This is a genomic window from Streptomyces sp. NBC_01260 (genome assembly GCF_036226405.1).
GTDB classification, from domain to species: Bacteria; Actinomycetota; Actinomycetes; order Streptomycetales; family Streptomycetaceae; genus Streptomyces; species Streptomyces laculatispora.
The window spans coordinates 5,144,457-5,156,282 of sequence record NZ_CP108464.1; the positions used below are offsets into that span (position 1 = coordinate 5,144,457).

11 protein-coding genes are annotated in these 11,826 nt (G+C 69.9%); 7 read left to right on the forward strand and 4 right to left on the reverse strand.

The window, feature by feature from the left end; genetic code table 11:
* Positions 1 to 21: 21 nt before the first annotated feature.
* Entirely contained in the window at positions 22 to 1,518 is a 1,497-nt protein-coding gene (locus OG322_RS22895; RefSeq protein ID WP_123459720.1) for a peptide MFS transporter, read from the reverse strand.
* 420 nt (positions 1,519 to 1,938) lie between these two features.
* On the opposite strand from OG322_RS22895, the gene OG322_RS22900 reads away from it, so the two are divergent.
* Positions 1,939 to 2,616 carry a response regulator transcription factor gene (locus OG322_RS22900; protein ID WP_018524728.1) on the forward strand — a complete coding sequence of 226 codons (678 nt, stop codon included), beginning with the start codon at positions 1,939 to 1,941 and terminating at the stop codon, positions 2,614 to 2,616.
* 15 nt (positions 2,617 to 2,631) lie between these two features.
* Entirely contained in the window at positions 2,632 to 3,897 is a 1,266-nt protein-coding gene (locus tag OG322_RS22905; protein WP_123459719.1) for an ATP-binding protein, read from the forward strand.
* A gap of 141 nt (positions 3,898 to 4,038) precedes the next feature.
* On the opposite strand, the gene OG322_RS22910 is transcribed toward OG322_RS22905, so the two are convergent.
* A complete protein-coding gene (locus OG322_RS22910) occupies positions 4,039 to 4,605 on the reverse strand; it encodes a GtrA family protein (RefSeq protein WP_329306862.1) in 567 nt (188 codons plus the stop codon).
* Between the two features lie 243 nt (positions 4,606 to 4,848).
* On the opposite strand from OG322_RS22910, the gene OG322_RS22915 reads away from it, so the two are divergent.
* From OG322_RS22915 to OG322_RS22925, 3 genes are read left to right on the forward strand one after another with little or no spacing between them, the layout of a single operon-like run.
* Positions 4,849 to 5,979 carry a 5-(carboxyamino)imidazole ribonucleotide synthase gene (locus tag OG322_RS22915; RefSeq protein ID WP_123459717.1) on the forward strand — a complete coding sequence of 377 codons (1,131 nt, stop codon included), beginning with the start codon at positions 4,849 to 4,851 and terminating at the stop codon, positions 5,977 to 5,979.
* Entirely contained in the window at positions 5,976 to 6,515 is a 540-nt protein-coding gene (purE, locus tag OG322_RS22920) for a 5-(carboxyamino)imidazole ribonucleotide mutase (RefSeq protein WP_123459716.1), read from the forward strand. Before OG322_RS22915 ends, purE begins: the two co-directional genes overlap by 4 nt.
* A 7-nt stretch (positions 6,516 to 6,522) precedes the next feature.
* The gene (locus tag OG322_RS22925; protein ID WP_123459715.1) at positions 6,523 to 7,707 is read left to right on the forward strand and encodes a dipeptidase; all 1,185 of its coding nucleotides are present in this window, start codon (positions 6,523 to 6,525) and stop codon (positions 7,705 to 7,707) included.
* 75 nt (positions 7,708 to 7,782) lie between these two features.
* Here OG322_RS22925 and OG322_RS22930 read toward each other — a convergent pair whose 3' ends face one another.
* Complete coding sequence (locus OG322_RS22930) at positions 7,783 to 8,142, reverse strand: VOC family protein (RefSeq protein ID WP_123459714.1); 360 nt, start codon at positions 8,140 to 8,142, stop codon at positions 7,783 to 7,785.
* Between the two features lie 130 nt (positions 8,143 to 8,272).
* On the opposite strand from OG322_RS22930, the gene OG322_RS22935 reads away from it, so the two are divergent.
* Positions 8,273 to 8,785: a CGNR zinc finger domain-containing protein gene (locus tag OG322_RS22935; protein ID WP_123459713.1), complete on the forward strand. Its 513-nt coding sequence runs from the start codon at positions 8,273 to 8,275 to the stop codon at positions 8,783 to 8,785.
* A 59-nt stretch (positions 8,786 to 8,844) separates the two neighbouring features.
* On the opposite strand, the gene OG322_RS22940 is transcribed toward OG322_RS22935, so the two are convergent.
* The gene (locus OG322_RS22940; RefSeq protein WP_123459712.1) at positions 8,845 to 10,188 is read right to left on the reverse strand and encodes a UDP-glucose dehydrogenase family protein; all 1,344 of its coding nucleotides are present in this window, start codon (positions 10,186 to 10,188) and stop codon (positions 8,845 to 8,847) included.
* A gap of 174 nt (positions 10,189 to 10,362) precedes the next feature.
* Here OG322_RS22940 and OG322_RS22945 point away from each other — a divergent pair, with 174 nt between their 5' ends.
* The gene (locus OG322_RS22945) at positions 10,363 to 11,520 is read left to right on the forward strand and encodes an acyl-CoA dehydrogenase (protein WP_123459711.1); all 1,158 of its coding nucleotides are present in this window, start codon (positions 10,363 to 10,365) and stop codon (positions 11,518 to 11,520) included.
* Positions 11,521 to 11,826 lie beyond the last annotated feature (306 nt).

Genomic DNA, 11,826 nt, shown 5'->3' on the forward strand with positions numbered 1-11,826 from the left:
CCTTCCCTGTGGAGAGTGAGGTCAGTTCACGTCGCCCATGAGCTTCGTGACCTTCCTGCGGTACATCCAGATGCCGAAGCCGGCGACGACCGCGAGTATCGCCTCGACCGCGACGGCGGCCGAGGTGTTCAGGTCGACGTCGAGCTGCGGGGAGGTGAGGAGACCGGTCAGGGAGTCGCCCGCGGTGACCGCGAGGAACCAGACACCCATCATCTGGGAGCTGTACTTCGCCGGGGCCATCTTCGTGGTGACCGACAGGCCGACCGGCGAGAGGCAGAGCTCCGCGACGGTCTGGATGAAGTAGATCGCCACCAGCCACATCGGGCTCACCCGGCCGCCGTTGGCCGCGGTGTCGATCAGCGGGATCATGAAGACGATGAACGAGATGCCGATCAGCGTGAGGCTGGAGGCGAACTTGACGGCGGTGCTCGGCTCCTTGCCGCGCTTGTTCAGCCACAGCCACGCCGAGGCGACCACGGGGGCCGCCGCCATGATGAAGACCGGGTTCAGCGACTGGTACCAGGACGTGGGGAAGTCGAACCCGAACAGGCTGTTCGTGGTCGAGTTCTCACCGAAGATCGACAGGGTCGAGCCGTTCTGGTCGTAGATCATCCAGAAGACGGCGGCGACCACGAAGAACCAGATGTAGCCCGACAGCTTGGACTGCTCGACCTCGGTCAGGTCCTTGTCGCGCTTCATCCGGACCAGGACCGCGACCGGGATGACCAGACCGGCGATGGTGATCGGCAGCAGCGCCCAGTCGGCGAAGTTGCCGGTGACGGCGAGCAGGCCGTAGAAGACGGTCGCGACGATCAGCCAGATCAGGCCCTTGCGCAGGACGGAGCTCTTCTCCTGTGCCGTCGCCGGAGTGGCGACGACATCGCTCTCCCGGCTCAGATGGCGCGAGCCCAGCAGGAACTGGGCGAGGCCCAGCGCCATGCCGATCGCGGCGAGCGCGAAGCCGAAGTGCCAGTTGACCTTCTCGCCGATGGTGCCGATGGACAGCGGGGCGAGGAAGGCGCCCAGGTTGATCCCGATGTAGAAGAGCGTGAAGCCACCGTCACGGCGCGGGTCCTCAGGGCCTTTGTAGAGGTGGCCGACCATCGTGGAGATGTTCGCCTTCAGCAGGCCGGAGCCGAGCGCGACGAGCACCAGACCAGCGAAGAAGGACGCCGCGTTGGGCAGTGCGAGCGTGATGTGACCGAGGATGACGACACCGGCGCCGATGGAGACCGTCTTGCGCGGCCCCCAGAAGCGGTCGGCCATCCAGCCGCCGGGCATGGCGAGCAGGTAGACCATCGCCATGTAGACGGAGTAGATCGCCGTCGCCGTGGTGGCACTCATGTGCATGCCGCCGGGGGCGATCAGGTACAGCGGGAGCAGCGCCTTCATGCCGTAGAAGCTGTAGCGCTCCCACATCTCGGTCATGAAGAGCGTGGCCAGGCCCCGGGGGTGGCCGAGGAAGGTCTTTTCTACGCCAGGGGAACTGGCAGGGTCCTTCGTCAGGCTGGACGCCATGGTCGATCCTTGCTTGCTCGGGACGCGTCGCCACTTGCAGCGGTACGCGCCCGGTGGGGGGAGGCCGGCACCGACGCGGGTACGCCCACCGCGTCGGGATCCACGCCCGGTGCCTTCATTGGCGTTCCGGGCCCGGCCCACAGGTCATTCACTGAGACTTCCGGACTGGCGGGTACCAGTCCTGCACACAAAAGAGACCCTTGGCGCTAATAGCTGCCCAAAGGTCTTTGAGTCGTGCAACAGGCGTTGAGACACCATACGACATGACAGAACCCGATATGGAAGGACTTGAGACATGAATCACAGGTCAGAGTGCGATCACACTCCCATATTCGAAGGTCTGATCGTGGGTGGGGTACAGACCCGCAGGGCTTTTGGATCACCTCCCTCCTGGTCCGCTGCGCGGACTACCATCACTCCATGACCCGTGTACTGCTCGCCGAGGACGACGCATCCATCTCGGAGCCATTGGCTCGCGCCCTGCGTCGGGAGGGTTACGAGGTCGAGGTCCGCGAAGACGGTCCGACCGCTCTCGACGCCGGCCTCCAGGGCGGCATCGACCTGGTCGTACTCGACCTGGGGCTGCCCGGGATGGACGGCCTCGAAGTCGCCCGCAGGCTCCGCGCCGAGGGCCACACCGTGCCGGTCCTGGTGCTGACCGCCCGCGCCGACGAGGTCGACACGGTCGTCGGCCTCGACGCCGGCGCCGATGACTACGTCACCAAGCCCTTCCGGCTGGCCGAGCTCCTGGCCCGGGTCCGGGCGCTGCTGCGCCGCGGGGCCACCGAGCCCGCCCCGCAGCCCGCCACCCACGGGGTCAGGATCGACGTCGAGTCGCACCGGGCCTGGATGGGCGACGAGGAACTCCAGCTCACCGCCAAGGAATTCGACCTGCTGCGGGTCCTGGTGCGCGACGCGGGCCGGGTCGTCACCCGCGACCAGCTGATGCGCGAGGTCTGGGACACCACCTGGTGGTCGTCCACCAAGACCCTCGACATGCACATCTCCTGGCTCCGCAAGAAGCTCGGGGACGACGCCGCCAATCCGCGCTACATCGCCACCGTCCGGGGCGTCGGCTTCCGCTTCGAGAAGAGCTGACGTACAGACACACTCATGCGCCGAAGACTGATCAACTCCACCCTCGCCGTGGTGCTCGTGGTGATCGCCGTCTTCGGCGTCTCCCTCGTCATCGTGGAGGCCCGCACCATCAGCAGCAGCGCCCAGGAGAGCGTCGACTCCGAGGCGCTGCGGGTGATCAGCGTCATCGAGAGCCGGCTCCTGGGCTCCGAGCGGATCAACCCCGGGGTGCTGGCCGAACAGGTCGACGACAAGCGCTACGCCCTGGTGAAGATGCCCGGCCGGGCCCCGATCGAGGTGGGCGAGCGCCCCAGCGGCAGCGTGATCAGCGCCACCCAGGTGGGCGAACACGGCGAGCAGGTCACCATTGAGGAGTCCCGCTCCGCCGTCACCCGCGAGGTCGGCCGCACCCTGATGATCATCGGCGCGGTGGCGCTGCTGGCCATCATCTCCGCCGTTCTCCTCGCCGTACGCCAGGCCAACCGGCTGACCTCGCCGCTCACCGACCTCGCCGAGACCGCGGAACGCCTCGGCTCCGGCGACCCGCGCCCGCGCCACAAGCGGTACGGGGTGCCGGAGCTGGACCGGGTCGCCGATGTGCTCGACTCCTCGGCCGAACGGATCGCCCGGATGCTGACCGCGGAGCGCCGGCTCGCCGCCGATGCCTCCCACCAGCTCCGTACGCCGCTGACCGCGCTCTCCATGCGGATCGAGGAGATCTCGGTCACCGATGACCCGGAGACGGTGAAGGAGGAGGCGAACATCGCCCTCACCCAGGTCGAGCGGCTCACGGACGTGGTGCAGCGGCTGCTGACCAACGCCCGCGACCCGCGGACCGGCTCGGCCGTCGTCTTCGACCTCGACGAGGTCGTCAAGCAGCAGATCGAGGAGTGGCGCCCGGCCTACCGGAGCGAGGGCCGCGCGGTCGTCCGCTCCGGCAAGCAGGGGCTGCGAGCCGTCGGTACGCCGGGCGCGGTCGCGCAGGTGCTGGCCGCGCTGATCGAGAACTCGCTGATGCACGGTGGCGGCACGGTCGCCCTGCGCACCCGGGTCACCGGCAACCAGGCGGTCATCGAGGTGACGGACGAGGGCCCCGGAGTCCCCGCCGACCTGGGTGCGCGGATCTTCGAGCGCACCATCAGCGGCCGCAACTCCACGGGCATCGGCCTCGCGGTCGCCCGAGACCTGGCGGAGGCGGACGGCGGCCGCCTGGAACTGCTCCAGCAGCAGCCCCCGGTCTTCGCCCTGTTCCTCAGCCGAGTCGCCCTGAACAGAAAAGAACCGGAACGCCCGGTGCGGTAGGGCCGTATCCGGTTCAGCCGAAGCACACACCCGACCGGAGCCCGGCCCGCCTCTTCCAGGCCGGCGCCGGCAAAATCAAGCCCGTCCGGCGATTGAGGACAGAGCGTCCGCCCGGAAGCCCCCGGGCCATCAATCCGCCCGCTACCGCCGCACCGCATTCGCCTGGACCCGCGCAACGGGAGCCGGCACGGGCGCCGCCCCCGAAGCAGCCGGGGCAGCCGCAGCCGCCGGCCCGGCCCCCGCCCCCGCCGGCTCACTCAGCACGGCCTCTTTGGCAGGCAGCGCCTTGAACACCCAGCTCCGGTACGACCAGAAGCGGAACAACGTCGCGATACCGATCCCGATGATCTTGAAGACATTGCTCTGGACCGGGCTGTTCCAGCCGAACCCGTACGTCGCCACGTACAGCACCCCGGTCTCGATGACCGCCCCCACCGCGCTGAACAGCAGGAACAGCGTCAGCTCCCGGGTCCGGCCGCTCTTGTCGCGGTCCCGGTACGTCCAGTAGCGGAAGCCGACGTAGTTGCAGAGGATGGCGACGAACGTGGCCATCAGGCCCGCCCGGACCGTCGGGATGGCCGTGTAGCGCCACAGCAGGTTGGATACCGCGATATTGACGACCAGACCGACCGCACCGACCACGCCGAACTTGGCGATCTCCCGGGCCAGCAGATCCAGCCGGGCCCGCAGTGCGCCCCGTTCACTCATGGTGATTGCTCAGCCCGTCTGTCGGTTCGTCTTCAGGTTCCGTCAACCCGGCCATGCTAACCAGCCCGTCCGCCGGCCGCCCGGGAGTACCGGCAGGGGTGTGGCGAGGCTGTGACATCCGTCCACCCGTTCCGGGACGGCCCAGGCCCCCGCTCAGCCCCGCCGCGTTTCCTTCGCAGGGCATCGTCGGGCGGCCCCGGAGCGTGCGGATACCCTGGAGGAGTGACGTTCCCGGTAGTCGGCATGGTCGGTGGCGGTCAGCTCGCCCGTATGACCCACGAGGCGGGCATCCCCCTCGGCATCAAGTTCAAGCTCCTCAGCGACACCGCTCAGGACTCGGCGGCCCTGGTCGTGAGCGAAGTCGTCGTGGGCGACTATCGCGACCTGGACACGCTGCGCGCCTTCGCGCGCGGCTGCGACGTGATCACCTTCGATCACGAGCACGTGCCGACCGAGCACCTGCGGGCCCTGGAGGCGGACGGCATCCCCGTGCGCCCCGGCCCCGACGCGCTGGTGCACGCCCAGGACAAGGGGGTGATGCGCGCGAAGCTCACCGAGATCGGCGCGCCCTGCCCCCGCCATCGCATCGTGAAGGACCCGGCCGACGCCGCGGCCTTCGCCCACGAGGCCGGCGGCTTCCCCGTCATCCTCAAGACCGTGCGCGGCGGCTACGACGGCAAGGGCGTCTGGGTGGTCCGCTCCGAGGCGGACGCGGCCGACCCCTTCCGGGCCGGTGTCCCGGTCCTCGCCGAGGAGAAGGTCGACTTCGTACGGGAGCTGGCGGCCAACATCGTCCGCTCGCCGCACGGCCAGGCCGTCGCCTACCCGGTCGTCGAGTCCGTCCAGGTGGACGGCGTCTGCGACACGGTCATCGCCCCCGCCCCCGGGCTGGACGAGCGGCTCGCGGGCGAGGCCCAGCAGCTCGCGCTGCGGATCGCGGCCGAGCTGGGCGTGGTCGGCCACCTCGCGGTGGAGCTGTTCGAGGTCCGGGGAGCCGACGGGAAGCCCGCCATCCTCGTCAACGAACTGGCGATGCGCCCGCACAACTCCGGCCACTGGACGCAGGACGGTGCGATCACCTCGCAGTTCGCCAACCACGTCCGGGCCGTCCTCGACCTCCCGCTCGGCGACCCGCGCCCGCGCGCCACCTGGACGGTCATGAGCAACGTCCTCGGCGGCGACTACCCGGACATGTACCAGGCGTACCTGCACTGCATGGCCCGCGACCCGCAGCTCAAGATCCACATGTACGGAAAGGACGTGAAGCCCGGCCGCAAGGTCGGCCACGTCAACACCTACGGCGACGACCTGGCGGATGTGCGAGAGCGCGCCCGGCACGCGGCCGACTACCTGCGAGGAACGATCACCGAATGACTTCCCCCGCCTCCGCCGCGCCGGTCGTCGGCATCGTCATGGGCTCCGACTCCGACTGGCCCGTCATGGAAGCAGCGGCCAAGGCCCTCGACGAGTTCGAGATCCCCTACGAGGTGGACGTCGTCTCCGCCCACCGCATGCCGCACGAAATGATCGCGTACGGGGAGAACGCCGCGGGCCGCGGCCTGAAGGCGGTCATCGCGGGCGCGGGCGGCGCCGCCCACCTGCCCGGGATGCTCGCCTCGGTCACCCCGCTGCCGGTCATCGGCGTACCGGTCCCGCTGAAGTACCTGGACGGCATGGACAGCCTGCTCTCCATCGTGCAGATGCCCGCCGGTGTCCCCGTCGCCACCGTCTCGGTCGCCGGCGCACGCAACGCGGGCCTGCTGGCGGCCCGCATCCTCGCCGCCCACGACAGCGAGCTGCAGGCCCGCATGGTCGAGTTCCAGAAGGAGCTGAACGACCAGGCGACGGAGAAGGGCAAGCGCCTGCGCACCAAGGTCCGGGGCGCCGACTCCTTCGGCTTCGGGAAGTAGGGCAGTGATGGACCAGCTGGAGCGGGCCCGGGAACTCCTCGCCGAGCACCCCGTCGTCGACGGCCACAACGACCTGCCGTGGGCGCTGCGCGAACAGGTCAACTACGACCTGGACGCCCGCGACATCGCCACCGACCAGTCGGCCCATCTGCACACCGACATCCCGCGGCTGCGCGCCGGCGGCGTCGGCGCCCAGTTCTGGTCCGTCTACGTACGGTCCGACATGGCGGGCGGCGACGCCGTCAGCGCCACCCTGGAGCAGATCGACGCGGTCGCCGAACTGCTGGCCCGCCACTCGGCCGACCTGCGCCGCGCGCTGACGGCCGACGACATGGAGGCGGCCCGCGCCGAAGGCCGTATCGCCTCCCTGATGGGCGCCGAGGGCGGCCACTCCATCAACAACTCGCTGGGCACCCTGCGCGCCCTGCACACCCTCGGCGTCCGCTACATGACGCTGACCCACAACGACAACATCGCCTGGGCGGACTCGGCGACCGACGACCCGGGTGTCGGCGGGCTCTCACCGTTCGGCCACGAGGTCGTACGGGAGATGAACCGCACCGGGATGCTGGTCGACCTCTCGCACGTGGCGGCCACGACGATGCGGGACGCCCTGCGCACGTCCACCGCACCGGTGATGTTCTCGCACTCCTCGGCGCGGGCGATCTGCGACCACCCGCGCAACATCCCCGACGACGTCCTCGCGCAGCTCCCGGCCAACGGCGGTATCGCCATGGCGACCTTCGTGCCGAAGTTCGTCCTGCCGGAGGCCGTCGCCTGGACGCAGTCCGCGGACGAGAACATGCGCGCCCAGGGCCTGCACCACCTGGACACCACCGAGCGGGGCATGAAGATCCACGCCGCGTTCGAGGCGGCGAACCCCCGCCCGATGGCGACCGTCGCGACGATCGCGGACCACCTCGACCACATGCGCGAGGTGGCCGGGATCGACCACATCGGCATCGGCGGCGACTACGACGGCACCGCGTTCCTCCCGCAGGGCCTGGAAGACGTCGCGGGCTACCCGAACCTGATCGCGGAGCTGCTGGGGCGCGGCTGGTCCGCCGCCGACCTGGCCAAGCTCACCTGGCACAACGCGGTACGGGTGCTGCGCGCCGCGCAGGACGTGTCCCGCGACCTGTCCGCCCGCCGCGGCCCGTCGCACGCCACGATCGAACAGCTGGACGGCTGACCGGCCGGCCGGGACCGCGTTCTGCCCAGGGCCCGTCCGGCGGTTCAGGACCGGGCAGGCCCTGCGGGCCGGCCCTCAGCCGGCGCAGAGACAGAACGGGTGCCCCGCCGGATCGGCGTACACCCGGAAGCTCCGCTCCCGGTCATCCGCTTCGAGCACCGTCGCACCCAGCGCCAGCACCTCCCGCTCCGCCGCGTCCATGTCCTGCACGGTCAGATCCAGATGGAACTGCTGCGAGCCGTCCGGACGCGGCCACTGCGGCGGTACGAAGCCGGGCGCGGCCTGGAAGGCGAGCGGCGTGCCGGTGCCTCCCGTGAGGTCCACCCAGTCCCCCTGCTGCTCGACCTTGCCACCGAGCACTTCGGCGTAGAAACCGGCCAGAGCGACGGGATCGGGGCAGTCCAGAACGACGGCACCCAGTACGGCAATAGCCATGACGTTTCCTCCTCGGGCAGATTCGGTCAGGCGGTTACCGGCAAACCTGCTCAACCAGTAACCGTTACTGCATGCTCCCCTAATGGAGGTAACGTCGCAACCATGATGGAGAACCAATGAACGGGAACCCGTGAGTGGGAGGGACTCCGCACCCGGCGGACTCGCGCTGGTCGAAGCCCTGGTCAACACCCTGGACGTCGGGACCGGTGCGGACACCCTCGATACGGCCGACGGTCGCGCCGCATTCGCCCTCGCCGAGTCGGACGTCCCGGCGGCCCGCGCCCTCCGCGAGGCCCTGCGCACCGTCTGCCTGGCCCACGCGGGCCATCGCCCGCCCGAGGACGACTCGGTACCCCTGCTCGACCGGCTGCTCGCCGACGCGCCCCTGCGCGTCACCGTGGACGCGGCGGGCGCCGCGGCGCTGCGCCCCGTCGAGGAACCGCCCGGACTGACCGCCCGGGTCGCGGCGGCCATCGCCACCGCGTCGGCCGACGGGACCTGGTCCCGGCTCAAGGCGTGCGAGGCGGCGGACTGCCGCGAGGCGTACTACGACCGCAGCCCGGCGGGACGCCGCCGCTGGTGCTCGATGTCGGTGTGCGGCGCCCGCGCGAAGATGCGCACCTACCGCGCGAAGCGCGGCTGAGGAACGGGCCGGCGCGGCCCCGCCTCGGCCCGAAGGCCTGATCCCCCGGGCCCGGGGGATCAGGCCTTCGGCCGCCCCATCGCCCGGAACGTCCACCCGGCCTCGCGCCACACCACGGGGTCCAGCGCGTTGCGCCCGTCCAGGATGATCCGGCGGCCGGCGGCCTCGCCCAGCACCGCCGGGTCCAGCTCGCGGAACTCGCTCCACTCCGTCAGGTGCAGCACCACATCGGCGCCGCGCACCGCGTCCAGGGCCGTTTCGGCGTAACCGAGCGTGGGGAAGAGGCGGCGGGCGTTGTCCATGCCCTTCGGGTCGAAGACCGTGACCTGGCCGCCCTGGAGGTGGATCTGCCCGGCGACGTTCAGGGCCGGCGAGTCGCGTACGTCGTCCGAGTCCGGCTTGAAGGTGGCGCCCAGGACGCCCACCCGCTTGCCGAGGAACGAGTCGCCGCCGACGGCTTCCCTGGCGAGTTCCACCATGTGGCCGCGGCGCCGCATGTTGATGGAGTCGACCTCGCGGAGGAAGGTCAGCGCCTGGTCGGCGCCCAGCTCGCCGGCGCGCGCCATGAAGGCGCGGATGTCCTTGGGCAGACAGCCGCCGCCGAACCCGATGCCCGCGCGCAGGAACTTCTTCCCGATCCGTTCGTCGTGGCCGATCGCCTCGGCCAGCTTCACGACGTCGCCGTCGGCGGCCTCGCAGACCTCGGCCATGGCGTTGATGAAGGAGATCTTGGTGGCCAGGAAGGAGTTGGCCGAGGTCTTCACCAGTTCGGCGGTCGGGAAGTCCGTCACCACGAACGGGGACCCCTCCGCGACCGGTACGGCGTACACCTCGCGCAGCAGCTTCTCGGCCCGCTCGCTCTGCACGCCGACGACGATCCGGTCCGGGTGCAGCGTGTCGTTGACGGCGAAGCCCTCGCGGAGGAACTCCGGGTTCCACGCCAGCTCGGCCCCCTCGCCCGCGGGTGCGATCTCAGCGAGCCGCGCCGCGAGCCGGGCCGCGGAGCCGACCGGCACGGTGGACTTGCCGACCACCAGGGCGGGCCTGGTCAGAAGCGGTGCGAGCGACTCGAAGGCGCTGTCCACGTAGCTCATGTCGCAGGCGTACTCGCCGTGCTTCTGCGGGGTGTTCACGCAGACGAAGTGCACATCACCGAATTCCGCCACCTCTTCCCATGAGGTGGTGAAGCGCAGCCGCCCGCTGGAGCCCTCGATGCCCGCGACATGGCTCTTCAGGATCTCTTCCAGCCCCGGTTCGTACATCGGGACCCGGCCGGCCGACAGCAGTTCGACCTTCTCGGGCACGACATCGAGCCCGAGCACTTCGAAGCCCAGCTCCGCCATGGCCGCGGCGTGGGTGGCGCCGAGGTAGCCGGTGCCGATCACGGTGATCCTGAGGGCCATGTAGTGCTCCTGTGAGATGCGGACAGACGTGCGGTGAACGAGCATAGTCCTGCCTCTGAATCGCTCCATTCCGGCTGTCGCGAAGCTCACGGCTCCCTCTCCTATGCCGCTGCCGGGGCGGGCGCCTAAAATTGGGTTACTTAACGGTAGTTAGCATCCTGGGGAGTGAGAGTCGTGGCGGGTTCGACCGATTTCGACCTGTACCGTCCGGCCGAGGAGCACGAGATGCTCCGTGAGACGGTGCGTGCGCTCGCCGAGGCGAAGATCGCCCCGTTCGCAGCCGCGGTCGATGAGGAGGCCCGCTTTCCGCAGGAGGCGCTGGACGCCCTGACCGCCGCGGACCTGCACGCCGTCCACGTACCGGAGGAGTACGGCGGCGCCGGTGCCGACGCGCTCGCCACGGTCATCGTGATCGAGGAGGTGGCCCGCGCCTGTGTCTCCTCCTCCCTCATCCCCGCCGTGAACAAGCTCGGCTCGCTCCCGGTGATCCTGTCCGGCTCCGAGGACCTGAAGAAGAAGTACCTGGGCCCGCTCGCCAAGGGCGACGGCATGTTCTCGTACTGCCTCTCCGAGCCCGACGCGGGTTCCGACGCCGCCGGCATGAAGACCAAGGCCGTCCGTGACGGCGACTTCTGGGTCCTCAACGGCGTGAAGCGCTGGATCACCAACGCGGGCGTCTCCGAGTACTACACCGTCATGGCCGTCACCGACCCGACCAAGCGGTCCAAGGGCATCTCGGCCTTCGTCGTCGAGAAGTCGGACGAGGGCGTCTCCTTCGGTGCCCCGGAGAAGAAGCTCGGCATCAAGGGCTCCCCGACCCGCGAGGTCTACTTCGACAACGTCCGCATCCCCGCCGACCGCATGATCGGCGAGGAGGGCACCGGCTTCGCCACCGCGATGAAGACCCTGGACCACACCCGCATCACGATCGCCGCCCAGGCCCTCGGTGTCGCCCAGGGCGCGCTCGACTACGCCAAGGGCTACGTCCAGGAGCGCAAGCAGTTCGGCAAGCCGATCGGCGACTTCCAGGGCGTCCAGTTCATGCTCGCCGACATGGCCATGAAGCTGGAGGCGGCCCGCCAGCTCACCTACTCGGCCGCCGCCAAGTCCGAGCGCCTCGACAGCGACCTCACCTTCTTCGGCGCCGCGGCCAAGTGCTTCGCCTCCGACGTCGCGATGGAGGTCACCACGGACGCGGTCCAGCTGCTGGGCGGCTACGGCTACACGCGGGACTACCCGGTGGAGCGGATGATGCGGGACGCGAAGATCACGCAGATTTATGAGGGCACGAATCAGGTTCAGCGGATCGTCATGGCCCGTAACCTGCCGTAGTCCCTCGGCCACGAGTCCCGCCCGTGCGAGACCCGCGCCCCGCGCCCTGTTCACGCCGGGTGCGGGGCGATGCGCTGTCCGGGGCCCAAGCCGCGAGTGCTGCTGCCTCGGAGCGCGAGGGCCCGGGGCTGCTCGTGCGTCTACTTCTCGGCGAAGACTTCCTCGGCGGATGAGGTGGTGACGGCGCGGCGGATCCACTGGTGCAGGAGTTGGGGGTCGCTGCAGTCGGTGATCTTCTCGCGGGTCTCGTGGGTGATGGCGATGCCGCGTGCTTCGAGGACGACCAGGAGGCTCCGCGGCTCGGCC